The organism is Stenotrophomonas sp. YJH_SMC_43 (assembly GCF_059372535.1).
In genome coordinates this window covers 728,807-744,801 of record NZ_JCAFVQ010000001.1, presented here as the reverse complement: position 1 = coordinate 744,801, position 15,995 = coordinate 728,807, and the positions used below count along the sequence as shown (strand labels likewise).

Below are 15,995 nucleotides of genomic sequence, written 5' to 3'. Positions count from 1 at the left end.
GGCGGGGTGGGTCCGGTTGCGGGGGACGGCGCAAGTACGTCCATGTAGCCTCGGTCGCGCCATCCATGGCGCTCACGCCCCCGCAACCGGACCCACCCCGCCTTCGACAATTCGCCGCAATCTGCAGTAGATCCACGCCAGGCGTGGATGCTCTTCGATCAATCGTCGAATTAATCGATTTCGATGGAGATTCATCCACGCATGGCGTGGATCTACAATCCCTCCATGTCCTCCCCCGCCCTGCCCTGGAATGGCACGCTGCTGCTGGATGCTCACGTGGCGGTGCTGCAGGGCCATGCCGGTGACAGCAGCGTACATGCGCACTACGCCCATCAACTGCTGCTGAGCGACGGTACGCCCTGGCAGGTCGAAGTCGATGGCGTACGGCAGCAGGGCCAACGGCTGTGGCTGCCCTCCTTCCAGACGCATGCGATCCTGTCGGCGCCGGAAGCGGGCTGCACGGTGTTCCTCGAACCCGCGCATGCCGATTCCACGCAGATCCAGCAGCATCTGCACGCACTGCCGGGCAATACCATGGAGCTACGCGACTGGCTGCCACGGCTGAGCCGCCCACAACCGCTGGACCGCCGCGTGCAGGCGGCATTGGCCCGTATCGCCCAGCACCTGCCTGACCCGGTGCCGGCCGCCGATATCGCCGAGGCGGCGCACCTGTCGGCCAGCCAGCTGCACCGGCGTTTCCAGTCCGACCTGGCGGTGACACTGCGCGGCTGGGTACTGTGGCAACGCCTGCGCAATGCACTCACGCATCATCTGCACGGCCACAGCCTGACCGACAGTGCGCATGCCGCTGGATTCGCCGATCTGGCCCATCTGTCGCGCAGCCTGCGCCGCATGTTCGGCATCAGTGCCGCGCAACTGCAGGGCCTGCAGCTGCACGCGGCCTGACACGACCCATCATCCGCGCCTGCGCAGACCTTCAGGCAGCTCCGGCACCTCGCCATGTGGCAGTTCGCGGAACGGCGCCAGCAGTTGCCCGGGGTAATCGCGCGGATAGTCCGGCTGGCTGCCGATGCCGAGGTCGTGCTGGCGCAGCCGATAGCCCGGCGCATCGAAGGCGGTCCCCAGCAGGTGATCCCAGACGGTCAGGAACAGGCCGAAGTTGACGTCGCCGGCGGTGCCGTAACGCATGTGGTGGAAGCGGTGCAGCGGCGCCCAGGCCATCACCCGGCCCAGCACGCCGGGACGCATGTCTACGTTGGAGTGCTGCAGCAGCAGCTGGATGGCAATGGCGAAGGCCAGCACCGCCGCCACCGGCATCGGCAGGCCCAACAGCAGCAGCGGCAGCACGCCGCCCACCGCTTCGGCGGCCTGGTGCAGTGGGTGTTTCATCAGCCCGTTGAAGCCATACATGCGGGTCACGCTGTGATGCACGGCATGCAGACGCCATAGCCAGCCGATGCGATGGCTGGCGTAGTGCACCAGGGTGATGCCGAGATCGGCAGCGATGATCGCCACCAGTAGCTGCAGTGCGAACGGCCACTGCAGCGGCCACAACTGCCACGGAATGATCGCCGCCAGCAGCGGCACCGCCGCGATCGACAACAGGTTCAGGCCTTCGTTGACCAGCGCGTGCAGGGCGTCACGCACACGGTCGCCGTGGTCGCGGTTGAACGCAGGGTCATACGGCCAGGCGCGCTCGGCGACGAACGAAACCGCAATGGCGATCGCCAGCAGGGCCAGCAGCCACAACGGATCGCCATGGCAGTGGCCGACCCAGACGACGGCAGTGGCGACGAATCCAAGCAGGAACAGCGGGGCATACAGGCGGAGCATCCAGTGCTTCATGGGCAACCCGGGAAGTGAGGGGCCTGCATGCTGGCGTGGCGTGTGGGTTGCGGGCTTGAACAAACGGCGCAACCCTGCGGGCACCACGCTTCCCACATCCACGCATGGCGTGGATCTACAATGATGCTCTCATCGCGCCCGGGACCGGCATGGACTCCTTCAACCTGATGCGCGCCTTCCGCCGCATCGTCGAACGCGGCGGGCTCGCTCGTGCCGCCGAAGACCTGGGCATGTCGCCGGCCGGCCTGAGCAAGCAGTTGCGCACGCTGGAAACGCACCTGGGCGTGGTGCTGCTGCAGCGGACCACGCGGCGCATGAGCCTGACCGAAACCGGCCACGCCTATTACCGCGAATGCTGCCGCCTGCTCGACGAGCTGGAAGCGCTGGAACGCGGCATCGCCGAACAGCGCGGCGAGGTGGCCGGACGCCTGCGCGTGAACGCGCCGCAGTCATTCGCACTGAGCACGCTGGCGCCGCTGCTGCCGCGCTTCCTGCAGCAGCATCCACAGTTGTCGCTGGACCTGGTGATGGAAGATCGCCTGCTCGATGCAGTCGGTGAGGGTTTCGATGTGTCGCTGCGGCTGCGTGCCGAACTGGATGATTCACGCCTGGTGGCGCGCCGGCTGGCGTCGCTGCAGCAGGTGCTGTGCGCGGCCCCGTCCTACCTGCGGCAGCATCCGGCACCGCAGGCGGTGGACGATCTGCAGGCGCACAGCGTGCTGGCCTACAGCCTGTCCGACTCCCCCGGCAGCTGGCCGCTGCTCGGTCCCGATGGCCAGGTGACAATCACCCTGCCCGCGCGCGTCACCGTCAACAACAGCTTGCTGCTGCGCGACCTGCTGGTGGCCGGCATGGGCATCGGTGCCCTGCCCTCGTTCCTGGCCGCGCCGGCACTGGCCCAGGGCGAACTGCAGCAGGTGCTGCCCGACCACCGCTATCCGCCGCGCTTCGTGCATGCGGTCTACCCCACGTCGCGCCATCTGCAACCCAAGGTACGCGCCTTCATCGATTTCCTGCACGCCGAGCTGCCCGGCTGCGCTGGCCTGGATTCGTAACCGCCAGCGAAAACTGAGCTGCCCGCGGCGTGCTGTTTCGGCCACGCCGCGCTGCCTAATCTGCCGCCTCCCCTCTCACCGATGGCAGGCAGATGTCTTCCGTTCCTTCCCCCGCCACCGCCGCGCCGGTGGTCGATTTCTTCCACGACGTGGTCTGCGGCTGGTGCTTCGTGCTGGCCCCGCGCCTGAAGCAGGTCTCCGCCGAACTCGGCATCCAGGTGCGCCACCGCAGCTTCGTGCTGCAGGACTCGCGCGCACAGATGGTCGAGGTGTTCGGCTCGATGGAGCGCGCCAAGGCGATCATCCTGCGCCACTGGACCGACTGCGCCGCGCATGAAGACACCGCGCGCATCGATATCGAAGGCATGCGCGCGCAGGACTTCGAGTATCCGTCCGGCTGGCTCGGCGCACTGGCCTGCCAGGCTGCCGGCATGCTCGGTGGCAACGACGCCCATGGCGCGATGTTCGATGCCGTGCAGTGGGCGCACCTGCACCAGCACCGCAACATCGGCGACGCCGAAGTCCTGCTGGATATCGCCGAAGCGCTGGGCCATCCACGTGGCGCCTTCGCTGACCACATGCGCAGCGACGCAGTACGCCAGCGCGTGCAGGTCGATCGCGCCGAAGCCGCTGCCCTCGGCGTCCGCTCCATTCCCACCGTGATCGGCGGCAACGGCCTGCGCCTGCAGACCCTGCCGCTGCCACACCTGCGCCAGGCCCTGGCGCACCTGGTCGCGGCCTGAGCCGCGCCCTCCCCCACCCTGCAAGGAGATTTCCCATGACCCCACGCACCCTGGCCACCGCGCTGGCCCTGCTGCTGGCCGGCACCGCAGCTTCCACCACCGTGTCCGCGCACGAACGCGTACCCTCCGGCCAGCAGGTCGGCACCAGCCCCTGGGGGCCGAAGGACGAGATCGGCCGCCTCAACCTGATCACCGAGGCCTCGCGTGCGGCGATCCTGTCGCGGGTCAGCGGCGGCAAGGCCTATGACCTGGCCACCGAGTACTACGTCGGCATGCCCAGCTGGCAGGATGCCGGCGACCCGCACTACCAGTTCTGGATGACCCACACCCCGCGCGGCACGGTGATGGATGATCCGATGGGCGTGGGCGAAACCATGAACCTCACCCGCAGCTACACCGGCACCGCGTTCTCGATGTACAGCCACACCGGCACCCACATCGATGCGCTGAACCACTTCGGCATCCATGGAAAGATCTGGAATGGCTTCGAGGCCGACAAACACCTCGGCGACCGTGGCTGGAAGGTCACCGGCATCGAGAAGTTCCCGCCGTTGATCGCGCGTGGCGTGCTGATCGACGTGGCCACCGCCAAGGGCGTGGACATGCTGCCGGACAGCTACCGCGTCACCCGCCAGGACCTGAAGGATGCGCTGGCACGCCAGAAGGTGAAACTGCAGCAGGGCGACGTGGTGCTGATCCGCACCGGCCGCATGCGCCTGTTCGAACAGCCCAAGGCCTACATGGCCAACCCGCCGGGCATGGGCCTGGACGCGGCGCGCTTCCTGATCGAGGACAGCGGCGCGATGATCGTCGGTGCCGACAACCTCAGCTTCGAGACCTTCCCCTCGGAGGTGTCCGACGACTACGTGCCGCTGCACACCTACCTGCTGGCCCAGCAGGGCGCGCCGATCATCGAGCTGGTGGCGCTGGACGAACTGGCCCACGACAAGGTCTACGAGTTCGCCTTCATCGGCGGCCCGCTGAAGATCCGCGGTGGCGATGCCGCGCCGCTGCGCCCGGTCGCGCTGCCGGTCCGCCCGTAACCGGGGGCATACCCGGGTAGCGCCGGGCCATGCCGGGGGGCCGACCTTGGTCGGCACCCCTACCCCTTCAGCAACCTGAAATCCGATCCTCCGATTTCATTAGTAATTCTACTCACAAGGCGAGTAGCATGTCCGGTCTCAGCCCCTGATATCGGCCCGTCGATACTCGCGTCATGCTCGCCGTTTCCGCCCGTTCCTGCCGCTTCCAGCCTGCCCGGCGCCTCCCCTGGAGGACCCGCTGATGGGTGCCGTCGTCGCCCTCGACCGGCTGCTTGACGGCCGCCAGCTGTGGCGCGGCGCGGCCCGCCAGGGGCCGGCCAGCGACCATCTGGCCAGCGGTCACCCGGCACTGGATGCGCGCCTGCCCGGCGGCGGCTGGCCCAGCAGCGGGCTATGCGAGGTACTGCAGGCCGCGCCCGGCGTCGGCGAACTGGCTCTGGTCTGGCCAGCGCTGGCGAAGCTGAGCCAGCGCGACCGCCCGATCGTGCTGGTCGCCCCACCCTATCGCCCGCACGCTCCGGCCTGGGCAGCGGCCGGGCTGGATCTGACCCAGCTGCAGATCATCCACGCCGCGCCGAAACAAGCGTTGTGGGCCACCGAACAGTGCCTGCGCTCGGCCGCCTGTGCAGCAGTGCTGTGCTGGCCACACCAGGCCGATGACCGCTCACTGCGCCGCCTGCAGGTGGCGGCCGACAGCGGCCAGTGCCTGGGCTTCGTGTTCCGCGAGGCGCAGGCGGCGCGCAATCCCTCCCCGGCCAGCCTGCGCCTGCAGCTCGACCACGGCCAGGTGCGGGTGCTGAAGTGCCGTGGCGGCCTGCCGCCGGCGCAGCCGTTGCCGCTGGCCATCGCCCACTGAGGCCGCGCCATGCACTGGGCCTGTCTGTTGTTGCCGCAGCTGGCGCTGGACAGCGTGCTGCGCCTGCAGCCCGACCCGCAGCGGCCACTGGTGCTGCTGCAGGGGCCGGCACAGCGTCGCGTACTGCGTGCGGTCAGCCCGTCGGCACGCGCAGCGGGGCTGCGCCCGGGCATGCTGCTGTCGGCTGCGCAGGTACTGGTGCAGGACCTGCATCTGCACGATTACGATCCCAGCGCCGAACAGCACACCCGGCAGCTGCTGGCCAGCTGGGCCTATGCCTACAGCTCGCAGGTCAGCCTCGATTTTCCGCACGCGCTGGTCATGGAAATCGGTGCCAGCCGCGCCCTGTTCGGCGACTGGCTGACGATCGAGCAGCGGCTGCGCAACGAACTGCATGAGCTTGGTTTCCGCCATCGCCTGGTGGCCGCGCCCACCGCGCATGCCGCGCGCGTGCTGGCCAACGTTCACGACGGCCTCGGCATCGATGCGCAGCAGCTGCCAGCGGCACTGGCGCAGCTGCCCTTGCCTCGCTGTGGCCTGCCCAGCGAAGCAGTGACCGTACTCGGCCGTTCCGGCCTGCGCACGCTGGGTGCGGTGCTCGAGCTGCCGCGCGACAGCCTGGCCCGGCGCTTCGCACCGGACGTGCTGCAGCAGCTGGATGCGCTGCGCGGGCTGCCCACCGCGCCACTGCGCTACTACCAGCCACCGGACCGTTTCGATGCGCGCATCGAATTCGAATACGAGATCGAATCCAGCCAGGCCCTGCTGTTTCCGCTGCGTCGCCTGCTGCTGGACCTGGCCGCATTCCTGTGTTCGCGCGATGGCGGCGTGCAGCGCTTCGACCTGCATTTCGAGCACGACATGCTGCCGGCCAGCGTGCTGACCATCGGCCTGCTGGCGCCCGAGCGCGATCCCGCGCTGCTGTTCGAGATCGCACGCAACCGCATGGAAGCGTTTGCCCTGCCGGCCGGCAGCCGCGCACTGCGCCTGCAGGCCGAGCAGCTGCCACCGTTCGTGCCCGCCGCGCGTGACCTGTTCGATACCCGGCCGGCACAGGCGATGCCCTGGAACCAGCTGCGCGAGCGCCTGCGCGCGCGGCTGGGCGATGACGCCGTGCAGCCGCTGGCGGTGCAGGCCGACCATCGCCCCGAACGCGCCAGTGGCATCCAGCCGCCAGCCAAGCCTCCGTCGTACTGGCCACTGCGCCCCGGCTGGCTGCTGGACACGCCGCAACCACTGCGTGATCCGCGGCTGCGCATCGTCACCGGGCCGGAGCGGATCGAATCGGGCTGGTGGGATCAGGCCGATGCACGGCGCGACTATTACGTGGTGGAAACTGCTCACGGCCAGCGCGGCTGGGCCTTTCGTGAGCGCAACGACCCGCATGCGCCGTGGATGCTGCACGGCTGGTTCGGCTGAGCCACCATGCACAGCGAACTGCCCGGCTACGCCGAACTGCACTGCCTGTCGGCCTTCAGTTTCCAGCGTGGCGCCTCGATCGCCGAAGAACTGTTCGCGCGCGCCGCCGGCCAAGGCTATCGAGCGTTGGCGATCACCGACGAATGCTCGCTGGCCGGCATCGTACGCGCTTGGCAGGCGGCGAAGACGCATGGCGTGGCGCTGATTGTCGGCGCCGAATTCCAGGTCGAGGATGGGCCGAAACTGGCCCTGCTGTGCACCGACCAGGCCGCCTATACGGGGCTCTGCCAGTTGATCACCACCTGCCGGCGGCGGGCCGCCAAGGGCGAGTACCGCTGCCTGCGCGAGGACCTTCTCGGCCTGCCCGTCGGCCTGCTGTGCCTGTGGCTGGACCGGCAACCGGCCGCCACCGACCTGGAACTGCTGCGCGCCGGCTTCGATGATCGGCTGTGGCTGGCGGTGGAGCTGCACCACGAACACGACGATGCACGCCGCCTGCAGCAGCTGCAGTCCTTCGGCGAACGCCATTGCCTGCCGCTGGTGGCCAGTGGTGATGTGCACATGCATGTACGCCGCCGCCGCGCCCTGCAGGACACGCTGACCGCGATCCGCCACCGTTGCAGCGTGGCCGAAGCTGGATGGCGCCTGTTCCCCAATGGCGAGCGCCACCTGCGCCCACGCACCGCGCTGGCCCAGCTGTACCCGCCTGAGCTGCTGGCCGAGACCCTGCGCATCGCCGAGCGCTGCCACTTCACCCTGGAACAGCTGCAGTACACCTATCCGCGTGAGCTGGTGCCCGAAGGGCATGATCCGGACAGCTGGCTGCGCGTGCTGGTCGAGCGTGGCATCCCGTGGCGCTGGAAGAACGGCATCCAGCCGGCACAGCGCGAGCAGATCGAACACGAACTTGCGTTGATCAAGCAGAAGAACTACGCCTCCTACTTCCTCACCGTGCAGGACATCGTGCGCTTCGCCCGCAGCCAGGACATCCTCTGCCAGGGGCGCGGCTCGGCGGCCAACTCGGCGGTGTGCTTCGTGCTGGGCGTGACCGAGATCGACCCGGCGCGCAGCAACCTGCTGTTCGAGCGCTTCATCTCCGCCGAGCGCGACGAGCCACCGGATATCGACATCGACTTCGAGCACGAGCGTCGCGAGGAGGTGCTGCAGTACGTGTTCAAGCGCTACGGCCGCGAGCGCGCCGCACTGACCGCGGTGGCGATCAGCTACCGTGGCCGCAGCGCGATCCGCGACGTGGCCCGCGCACTGGGCCTGCCGATGGACCAGGTCAACGAACTGGGCGCGGCGATGGACCACTGGGGCGGCAACATCCCATTGCCGGAAACCCTGCGCGAGCGCGGTTTCGATCCGGACACGCCGTTGATGCGGCGCCTGCTGGCGCTGACCACCGAGCTGATCGATTTCCCGCGCCACCTGTCGCAGCACCCGGGCGGCTTCGTGATTTCAGAGCACCCGCTGTCGACGCTGGTGCCGGTGGAAAACGCGGCGATGGCCGACCGCACCGTCGTCCAGTGGGACAAGGACGATCTGGATGCCACCGGCCTGATGAAGGTCGACTGCCTGGCGCTGGGCATGCTCACCGCCATCCGTAAATGCCTGGCGATGCTGCAGCAGCACGGCCTGCACAGTGGACGCATGGATGCGATCCCTGCCAAGGATACGAAGACCTACGACATGATCTGCGCCGCCGACACCATCGGCGTGTTCCAGATCGAATCGCGTGCGCAGATGGCGATGCTGCCACGCCTGCAGCCGCGCTGCTTCTACGATCTGGTGATCGAAGTGGCGATCGTGCGCCCCGGCCCGATCCAGGGTGACATGGTGCACCCCTATCTGGAACGGCGGAGGATCCTGCGCGAGCAAGGCCCGGAGGCACTGAACGACCCGGACAATCCGCTCTACCCACCGCAGCTGGAACGCGTGTTCGCACGCACGTTGGGCGTACCACTGTTCCAGGAGCAGGTGATGCAGCTGGCAGTGGAAGCAGCAGGTTACACACCTGGCCAGGCCGATGCCCTGCGCCGCTCGATGGCGGCATGGAAGCGTCGTGGCGGCCTGGAACCGCATCGCGAGAAGTTGCTGGCCGGCATGTTGAAGAATGGCTTCAGCCGCGACTACGGCGAGCACCTGTTCGAGCAGATCAAGGGCTTCGGTGATTACGGTTTCCCGGAAAGCCATGCTGCCAGCTTCGCCCTGCTGACCTATAACAGCTGCTGGCTGAAGTGCCATCATCCCGCCGCGTTCACCGCCAGCCTGATCAACAGCCAGCCGCTGGGGTTCTACAGCCCCGACCAGCTGCTGCAGGATGCACGCCGCCATGGCATCGGCGTGCTGCCGGTGGACGTGCGCCACAGCGACTGGGACTGCACGCTGGATTTCAGCAAGGGACCGGCGGCGATCCGGCTCGGCCTGCGCCTGATCGATGGCTGCAACGAACCCGTCGTGCAGGCCATCATGCGCGAACGTGCGCAGCGCCCGTTCGACGATGTGGGCGACCTGTGCCAGCGCACCGCACTGGATCGCCGCCAGCAGGGCCTGCTGGCCGATGCCGGTGCACTGCGTGGGCTCAGTGGCCATCGCCATCGTGCACGCTGGGATATCTCCGGCGTGGAAAACCGGCTGCCACTGTTCGACCAGGCCCGCGCCACTGCCGAAGCCCGCGTGCCGTTGCCCCTGCCCAGCGCCTGGGAGGACATGCAGGCCGATTATCGCAGCACCGGCACCACACTTGGCCGCCACCCGATCTCGTTCCTGCGCGCGCAGCTGCGCAGCCGTGGCTGTCTGGACGCTGCACAACTGGCCGGGCATGGCCATGGCCGTCGCGTGCGCATCGCCGGCCTGGTACGCATGCGCCAGCGCCCGCAGACCGCCAGCGGCGTCACCTTCCTCACGCTCGAAGATGAGACCGGCATGGTCAACGCCGTGGTCTGGCGACACCTGGCCGATCGCCAGCACCGGGTGCTGGTCGATACCCAGCTGATGCAGATCGATGGCCGCCTGGAACGCGTCGATGGCGTGCAGCACGTCATCGTGCAGCGCATGCACTGCCTGGATGAACTGCTGCAGGGACTGCGCAGCCACAGCCGCGATTTCCACTGACGATACACAACGTCACACAACGAACTGGCCATTGCCGGTCCGCATCCGCTATCGTCGGCACATCCAAGGAAGGACGACCCGATGCCCCGTGCGCTGCTGCTGACCACCCTGGTGGTCTCGACCCTCGCCCTGCTGGTTTCCGGCTGGACCGCCTGGAGCCTGCATCGCAGCCAATCACCACAGCGCATCATCGAGGCGCGCGGGCTGGTCATCCACGATGCAAGCGGCCAGCCGCGGGTGATCCTCGGCGCACCGGTTCCCGATCCGCTCAGCCAGGGCCGCACCCAGGGGCCGCGTGCCACCGCCCTGTCAGGCATGATCCTGCTCGGTCCCGATGGTTCCGAACGCGGCGGCTACGGCACCAGCGACCGCGGCGGCGAAGCCCTGCTGACCCTGGACGATGCCACCGGCACCACTGAAGTATTCAAGGTCGTCGCCAACCCGGACCGCGGCGCCAGCCTGATGGTCAAGCACCAGAACAACACCGGCGCCATGCTCACCTCCTGGCAGGGCAAGCCGGAGCTGATGTTCGTCGATGACAGCGGCCAGTCCTACTACGTGCGTCCCGGCGCCAACGCCGCGCCCTGATCTGCTTGTGTAGCGTCGAGCCATGTTCGACTGCTTCTATCAACAGCAGCCGAGCATGGCTCGGCTCTACAAAGGCGAAGCAACGTCGAGCATGGCTCGACGCTACAGAGCGAACACCGCCGCCAGGTCATCCGCCAGCTGCCGCAGCTGCGCTGCCCCCAGCGCAGCGCAGGTGATGCGCAGGCCATGCCCCGGCGCTGCCACCGAGAACACTTCGCCCGCGCGCACATGCCATCCACGCGAAGCCAGGGCCAGCACCTGCGGATGGCTGTCGGCCTGCAACGGCAGCCACAGGTTCAATCCTTCCATCGGCAACGGTGTCGGCAGGCCACGCGCATGCAGCAACTCCTGCAGCGAGCGCAGGCGCTGCTGGTAACGCTCACCTGCCGAAGCGATCTTCGCCCGCTGCGTTGCCGACGACAGCACCGAGGTCGCCGCATCCTGCAGCAGGTGACTGACCCAGCCGGTGCCGGACGCCAATCGCAGCCGCAGCCGCATCGCGGTCTCTTCATCGCAGGCCAGCCAGGCCAGCCGCAGGTCCGGGCCGAGCGGTTTGGACAACGAACGCAGCAGCGCCCAGCGCCGGCCATCCAGCGGCAGCACCGAGTGATAGGCCTGCTGCGAGAGCAGCGCGTAGTGATCGTCGATCAACACCGCCACCTGCGGGTAGTCCGCCAACAACTGCCGCAACGCCCGCGCCCGCTTCGCATCCAGGCTGGCCCCGGTCGGGTTGTGTGCCCGCGGGGTCAGCAACACCGCGCGTGCACCGGCCTCCAGTGCCTGCCGCAGCGAATCGACCTGCATGCCATGCGCGTCCACCGCCACCGGCAACGGCGCGTGGCCCACAGCGTTGAGCACGTTGAGGCTGCCGAGGAAGCACGGATCCTCCACCGCGATGCGATCCCCCGGCAGCAGCCACGCCGACAGCAGGCGTTCGATGCCATCGACCGCGCCATGGGTCAGTTCCAGCGCATAGCCCTCCGGGCAGTCCGCATCCAGCGAGGCGCGTGCCAGCGCCTCCAACCTCGGGTCGACCGTGCCCACGCCATACAGCCGTGGTGCGGCCGGGGCCAGGCGCAGGTTCGGCAGCAGGCGTGGATCCGGGTTGCCACCGGCCAGGTCCTGCAGGGCCAGCCCGGGCGTACTGCCTTCACGCGCCAGCGGCGGCGGCAGGCCACGCACCACCGTGCCGCGGCGGCCCGCCGTGCTGGCCAGGCCCGCCGCATCCAGGCGCTTGTAGGCAGCAGCCACGGTGTTGCGGTTCACTCCCAGCTGCTCGGCCAGTTCACGCACCGGCGGCAACACGCTGCCGGCCGGAAGGCGGCCCTTGCCGATGCCGTCGCGGATGCTGTCGAAGATCGACTCGGCGCTATGCCCGGTGATTTTCATTTTGTCCTATGCCAAAATATCTCTTGTCCTGTGCCAGTGTATCCCACCCTGGCCACCCTGCATTGGAGGTGCCCGCATGCCCCTTGCCGCTGCCGACTGGCCCGTCGCCCAGTCCGTTGAACAGATCGCCGCCAACCTGGTCACGGTGCGCCAACGCATCGCCGATGCCTGCGCCCGCGTCGGCCGGGACCCGGCCAGCGTGCGCCTGCTGCCGGTCAGCAAGACCGTCGATGACGCCCGCATCCGCATGGCGGTAGCCGCAGGCTGCCACGAACTGGGCGAGAACAAGGTGCAGGAGGCACAACGCAAGGCTGAAACGATGGCCGACCTGGGCGTGCACTGGTCGGTGATCGGCCATCTGCAGACCAACAAGGCGCGCTACGTGGCGCGCTTTGCCAGCGAGTTCCAGGCGCTGGACAGCCTGCGCGTAGCCGAGGCCCTGCAGCAGCGCCTGCAACTGGAAGACCGCACGCTGGATGTGTTCGTGCAGGTCAACACCTCGGCCGAACCGAGCAAGTACGGCCTGGAACCCGACGCGGTCGAGGCCTTCGTGCAGCAGCTGCCGGCCTTCGATCGCCTGCACGTGCGCGGCCTGATGACCCTGGCCATCTTCACCCCCGATGTCGAGCGCGTGCGCGCCTGCTTCGTGCGCCTGCGCGAACTGCGCGACCAGCTGCAACGCACCGCCCCACCCGGCCTCGACCTGTCGCAGCTGTCGATGGGCATGTCCGGTGATTTCGAAGTGGCCATCGAGGAAGGTGCCACCGTGGTCCGCGTCGGCCAGGCCATCTTCGGTGCCCGTGCCACCCCGGACAGTTTCTACTGGCCGAACAGCGGAGCACCGGCATGAAGCACGCGGTTGTCCTGCAACACGTTGCCTTTGAAGACCTCGGCACCCTGAAACCGTTGCTGCTGGCGCAGGGCTGGCAGCTGCACGTGCTGCAGGCCGGTGTCGATGTCCTCGATGGCGCCGAAACCGCCGATCTGCTGGTCGTGCTGGGCGGTCCCATCAGTGCCAATGACACAGGGACCTATCCCTTCGTCAACGACAGCATTGCCCTGCTGCAGCGCCGGCTGCAGCGGCAGCGGCCGACCTTGGGCATCTGCCTGGGTGCACAGCTGATGGCGCGGGCACTCGGTGCCAGTGTCGCTCCCAGTGGTGGCAAGGAAATCGGCTTTGCGCCACTGCTGCTGACCGATGAAGGCCAGCGTTCTCCGCTGCAGTCCCTGCAGGGCATTCCGGTACTGCATTGGCATGGTGAAGCGTTCGAACTTCCGGCCGGTGCACGCCGCCTGGCCAGCACGCCGGCCTGCCGTCACCAGGCATTCGCCATCGGCAGCCACGCACTGGCCCTGCAATGCCATCCGGAACTGGACGCCCGCCAGTTCGAGCGTTGGCTGATCGGCCACACGCTGGAGCTGGCCCAGGCCGGCATCGATCCCAACGACCTTCGCGCGCAGGCGCGTCGCTATGGCGCACCACTGGCTGCGGCCGCCACCGCGATGTTCGACCATTGGCTGCAGGACCTGCCGGAGACACCACAATGAACTACCGATTGCAGATCCACCGCGATGGCGCCCACTGGGGTCACTTCGACTGCAGCGGCCCCGATGCCCTGCAACGCATGGACGCCATCGCCGCACAGCTGCCTGCCGATCAGGGCTTCCAGCTGAAACGGCAGAAAGGGGTCAGCGAAGAGCGCATCCTGTCCAGCAATGCCGATGGCCTGCGCGTACTGGCTTCGCAGATCCAGTACCGCGACATCTGACCCGACGATGGTAGTGCCTGCCGCTGGTCGGCATCCGACGGGAGAACAGGTTTGCCGGCCAGCGGCCGGCACTACCCTGGCTGTTCGCCCGCGTGCGAAGCTTCACGGATGCTGACCCTGCAACGCGGCAACCACCACGGACTGCTCATCGCCCCGCGCTGGCCCTCCACCCGCATCCAACTGGAAGAAGAGGTACTGCAACGCCTGCTCGACGCGCAGGCAATGCTGCCTGCCGGGCTGCGCCTGCTGCTCACTCGTGGCTTCGAACCCAGCCACAGCCGTCTCGGTGGCTTCCGCCGCGTGGTGCGACGGCTCGGCATTGCGGTGTTCCGCACCTGCTACCCGCAGCGCCGCGATGAGATCGATGCCATCTTCGGTGCCAACGGCCACGACATCGATGGCCGTCATATCGATGTCTCACTGGTACTGCACGGCAAGCGGCTGCGGCTGCTGCCGCTGGGCGTGTTCACCCCACCGCGCTGGCAGGATCATCCCGTCGCCCATCATGCCGAAGCGGTCGCGCGGGTGAAGCGCAGCCTGCAGCATTGCGGCTTCGAGCTGCATCACAACCCCACCGAGGCCCTGCAGATCCACTGCGACTATCGCCCGCGCTGACGCCGCGGTGGCCCATGCATGCTGCGCCTCATGCCATAGATGCAAATGATTCTCTTTTGCTGTAAGGTGCAGCCGCTGCCCTTGCCGCCGCGGGCTGTTCCCTTTCCCAGTTGTCGCCCGCCCCGTGTCCACGCCTGTCGAACCGACGGATGTCGCGCAGCTGTGCGCGGCCCATTACCGGCCGCTGCACGCCCATGTCCGCCGCAAACTCCCGCAACGCAGCGACGCTGATGACGTCGTCCAGGAAACCTGGCTGCGTGTCGTCAAAGTCGCCACCAGTGGCCTGCTGAGCAATGGCCGCGCCTATCTGTACCGCGTCGCCCACAACCTGATCGCCGATCACTACCGGCAACGCCAGCGCCGTCGCGAAGAGGTGCTGGATGACACGCAGTTGAATGCCATCGCCGATCCTGCGCCGCTGCCCGAGCAGCGACTGCTCGACGCCGAACAACTGCGCCACCTCGACGCGATCATCGCCGCGCTGCCGCCACGCCCGCGCCAGGTGTTCCTGCTGGCCCGTGTGGAACAGTTGGCGCTGGCCGAGATCGGGCGCCAGCTGGGGATCAGCCGGCAGACCGCGCACGGCCATCTGCTGCGCGCCCTGGTCGCATTGCAGCAGGTGCCGGGCGCATGAGCCAGGAGACCATTGCACGCGAAGCTGCACGCTGGTGGCTGGATGCGCACGACGGTGACCGCGATGAGAACGCGTTCGAGCAATGGTGCCGGGCCGATCCACGCCATGCGGCGCAGTACCTGCACCTGCAGGAGTTGTGGCAGGCCGGTGCGGCGACGCCCAGCCTGCAGCGGCAACAGCAGCGCAGGCAACGCCGTCGCCTGCGCGAAGCCGGCATTGCGGTTCTGTTGCTGTGCGCGCTGGGTCTCTACAGCCGCCATGCCTCGCCACCCGTGGCACAGGTACTGCGTACGGCCGCTGGCGAGATCCGCGAGGAAACTCTTCCGGATGGTTCGCATGTCCTGCTGTCACCTGGCAGCGAAGTGAAGGTGCGCATCGATGGGCAGCGCCGCCAGCTCCAGCTGCAGCGCGGCCAGGCCTGGTTCCAGGTCACCGCCGATGCCGACCGGCCATTCCAGGTGCATACCCCACAGGGCACCGTCACTGCACTGGGGACCGCATTCGATCTTGCCGCGCAGGGCAACAGCAGCGTGGTCACCGTTACCGAGCATCGCGTGCGCGTGGACAGCGGCAACGTCAGCATGCTGGCCGACGACGGCGAGCAGCTGCGCTTCGATGGGCAGGCAACAGCCCATGCAACAACGGCTGCCCCCGGAACATTGGCCTGGCGCGAGCGGCGCCTGCACTGGGTCTCGGCCCCGCTGGCCGACGTCACGCAGGGCCTGGACCGCTGGCATGGCGGGCATACGTGGGTCGTCGGCGAGCAGCTGCGCCAGCAGCCGGTCACCCTGCTCGGCAGTGCCGACGGTGCAGCCAGCAATCGCGACCAGCTGGCCACGCAACTGCAGGTGCGCGTGCTGCGCCTCGGCGCGGGCATACAGGTGTGGCTGCCGCCACGCAGGGAGCAGCGTGATGGACCCTGACATCCGGCCTGCGACTGCGTCTACCCAGGATGACGACG

Annotated in this window: 16 protein-coding genes; 14 read left to right on the top strand and 2 right to left on the bottom strand. The window is 68.1% G+C overall.

All coding sequences use genetic code 11. From position 1 onward, the window contains the following. Window positions 1-201: 201 nt before the first annotated feature. Window positions 202-906 carry a helix-turn-helix domain-containing protein gene (locus AC5QAH_RS03565; protein ID WP_010485034.1) on the top strand — a complete coding sequence of 235 codons (705 nt, stop codon included), beginning with the start codon at window positions 202-204 and terminating at the stop codon, window positions 904-906. Between the two features lie 9 nt (window positions 907-915). Here the strand turns inward: AC5QAH_RS03565 and AC5QAH_RS03560 are convergent, their stop codons facing one another. Further along, the gene (locus tag AC5QAH_RS03560; RefSeq protein WP_227199619.1) at window positions 916-1,794 is read right to left on the bottom strand and encodes a sterol desaturase family protein; all 879 of its coding nucleotides are present in this window, start codon (window positions 1,792-1,794) and stop codon (window positions 916-918) included. Window positions 1,795-1,910: 116 nt separating this feature from the next. Here AC5QAH_RS03560 and AC5QAH_RS03555 point away from each other — a divergent pair, with 116 nt between their 5' ends. From AC5QAH_RS03555 to AC5QAH_RS03525, 7 genes are all read left to right on the top strand, one after another. After that, on the top strand, window positions 1,911-2,861 hold the full coding sequence (locus tag AC5QAH_RS03555) for a LysR family transcriptional regulator (RefSeq protein WP_495232094.1): 951 nt from the start codon (window positions 1,911-1,913) through the stop codon (window positions 2,859-2,861). Between the two features lie 92 nt (window positions 2,862-2,953). Continuing rightward, complete coding sequence (locus tag AC5QAH_RS03550) at window positions 2,954-3,604, top strand: DsbA family oxidoreductase (RefSeq protein WP_049454629.1); 651 nt, start codon at window positions 2,954-2,956, stop codon at window positions 3,602-3,604. Between the two features lie 35 nt (window positions 3,605-3,639). Then, on the top strand, window positions 3,640-4,647 hold the full coding sequence (locus AC5QAH_RS03545; protein WP_049454631.1) for a cyclase family protein: 1,008 nt from the start codon (window positions 3,640-3,642) through the stop codon (window positions 4,645-4,647). Window positions 4,648-4,888: 241 nt separating this feature from the next. Further along, window positions 4,889-5,503, top strand: coding sequence for a translesion DNA synthesis-associated protein ImuA (imuA, locus tag AC5QAH_RS03540; protein WP_049454633.1), 615 nt, complete (start codon window positions 4,889-4,891; stop codon window positions 5,501-5,503). Window positions 5,504-5,512: 9 nt separating this feature from the next. Beyond that, the gene (locus AC5QAH_RS03535) at window positions 5,513-6,922 is read left to right on the top strand and encodes a Y-family DNA polymerase (protein WP_049454635.1); all 1,410 of its coding nucleotides are present in this window, start codon (window positions 5,513-5,515) and stop codon (window positions 6,920-6,922) included. Window positions 6,923-6,928: 6 nt separating this feature from the next. Beyond that, window positions 6,929-10,039, top strand: coding sequence for an error-prone DNA polymerase (locus AC5QAH_RS03530; RefSeq protein ID WP_049454637.1), 3,111 nt, complete (start codon window positions 6,929-6,931; stop codon window positions 10,037-10,039). A gap of 81 nt (window positions 10,040-10,120) precedes the next feature. Next, complete coding sequence (locus AC5QAH_RS03525) at window positions 10,121-10,627, top strand: hypothetical protein (RefSeq protein WP_010485017.1); 507 nt, start codon at window positions 10,121-10,123, stop codon at window positions 10,625-10,627. A 102-nt stretch (window positions 10,628-10,729) separates the two neighbouring features. Here the strand turns inward: AC5QAH_RS03525 and ptsJ are convergent, their stop codons facing one another. After that, window positions 10,730-12,016 (bottom strand): MocR-like B6 salvage transcription factor PtsJ, encoded by a 1,287-nt coding sequence (gene ptsJ, locus AC5QAH_RS03520; RefSeq protein ID WP_049454639.1) that lies wholly within the window; start codon window positions 12,014-12,016, stop codon window positions 10,730-10,732. A gap of 76 nt (window positions 12,017-12,092) precedes the next feature. Between ptsJ and AC5QAH_RS03515 the strand changes: the two genes are divergently transcribed. The 6 genes from AC5QAH_RS03515 (at window position 12,093) to AC5QAH_RS03490 (ending at window position 15,957) form a co-directional block, all read left to right on the top strand. Next, entirely contained in the window at window positions 12,093-12,866 is a 774-nt protein-coding gene (locus AC5QAH_RS03515; RefSeq protein WP_010485014.1) for a YggS family pyridoxal phosphate-dependent enzyme, read from the top strand. Beyond that, a complete protein-coding gene (locus AC5QAH_RS03510) occupies window positions 12,863-13,564 on the top strand; it encodes a glutamine amidotransferase (RefSeq protein ID WP_019660234.1) in 702 nt (233 codons plus the stop codon). The genes AC5QAH_RS03515 and AC5QAH_RS03510 overlap by 4 nt, the downstream gene beginning before the upstream one ends. Then, window positions 13,561-13,785: a hypothetical protein gene (locus AC5QAH_RS03505; protein ID WP_010485009.1), complete on the top strand. Its 225-nt coding sequence runs from the start codon at window positions 13,561-13,563 to the stop codon at window positions 13,783-13,785. The genes AC5QAH_RS03510 and AC5QAH_RS03505 overlap by 4 nt, the downstream gene beginning before the upstream one ends. A gap of 108 nt (window positions 13,786-13,893) precedes the next feature. Beyond that, window positions 13,894-14,400, top strand: coding sequence for a hypothetical protein (locus tag AC5QAH_RS03500; RefSeq protein ID WP_495232093.1), 507 nt, complete (start codon window positions 13,894-13,896; stop codon window positions 14,398-14,400). 124 nt (window positions 14,401-14,524) lie between these two features. Further along, on the top strand, window positions 14,525-15,034 hold the full coding sequence (locus AC5QAH_RS03495) for an RNA polymerase sigma factor (protein ID WP_049454643.1): 510 nt from the start codon (window positions 14,525-14,527) through the stop codon (window positions 15,032-15,034). Then, the gene (locus AC5QAH_RS03490; protein WP_495232092.1) at window positions 15,031-15,957 is read left to right on the top strand and encodes a FecR family protein; all 927 of its coding nucleotides are present in this window, start codon (window positions 15,031-15,033) and stop codon (window positions 15,955-15,957) included. Before AC5QAH_RS03495 ends, AC5QAH_RS03490 begins: the two co-directional genes overlap by 4 nt. The last annotated feature ends 38 nt before the right edge of the window (window positions 15,958-15,995 follow it).

Coding starts and splice junctions, on each gene's coding strand:
- AC5QAH_RS03490 (WP_495232092.1), top strand. CDS start 15,031: ATGAGCCAGGAGACCATTGCACGCGAAGCTGCACGCTGGTGGCTGGAT.
- AC5QAH_RS03560 (WP_227199619.1), bottom strand. CDS start 1,794: ATGCTCCGCCTGTATGCCCCGCTGTTCCTGCTTGGATTCGTCGCCACT.
- AC5QAH_RS03515 (WP_010485014.1), top strand. CDS start 12,093: ATGCCCCTTGCCGCTGCCGACTGGCCCGTCGCCCAGTCCGTTGAACAG.
- AC5QAH_RS03505 (WP_010485009.1), top strand. CDS start 13,561: ATGAACTACCGATTGCAGATCCACCGCGATGGCGCCCACTGGGGTCAC.
- ptsJ (WP_049454639.1), bottom strand. CDS start 12,016: ATGAAAATCACCGGGCATAGCGCCGAGTCGATCTTCGACAGCATCCGC.
- AC5QAH_RS03530 (WP_049454637.1), top strand. CDS start 6,929: ATGCACAGCGAACTGCCCGGCTACGCCGAACTGCACTGCCTGTCGGCC.
- AC5QAH_RS03535 (WP_049454635.1), top strand. CDS start 5,513: ATGCACTGGGCCTGTCTGTTGTTGCCGCAGCTGGCGCTGGACAGCGTG.
- AC5QAH_RS03555 (WP_495232094.1), top strand. CDS start 1,911: ATGGCGTGGATCTACAATGATGCTCTCATCGCGCCCGGGACCGGCATG.
- AC5QAH_RS03545 (WP_049454631.1), top strand. CDS start 3,640: ATGACCCCACGCACCCTGGCCACCGCGCTGGCCCTGCTGCTGGCCGGC.
- AC5QAH_RS03525 (WP_010485017.1), top strand. CDS start 10,121: ATGCCCCGTGCGCTGCTGCTGACCACCCTGGTGGTCTCGACCCTCGCC.
- AC5QAH_RS03500 (WP_495232093.1), top strand. CDS start 13,894: ATGCTGACCCTGCAACGCGGCAACCACCACGGACTGCTCATCGCCCCG.
- imuA (WP_049454633.1), top strand. CDS start 4,889: ATGGGTGCCGTCGTCGCCCTCGACCGGCTGCTTGACGGCCGCCAGCTG.
- AC5QAH_RS03510 (WP_019660234.1), top strand. CDS start 12,863: ATGAAGCACGCGGTTGTCCTGCAACACGTTGCCTTTGAAGACCTCGGC.
- AC5QAH_RS03550 (WP_049454629.1), top strand. CDS start 2,954: ATGTCTTCCGTTCCTTCCCCCGCCACCGCCGCGCCGGTGGTCGATTTC.
- AC5QAH_RS03565 (WP_010485034.1), top strand. CDS start 202: ATGGCGTGGATCTACAATCCCTCCATGTCCTCCCCCGCCCTGCCCTGG.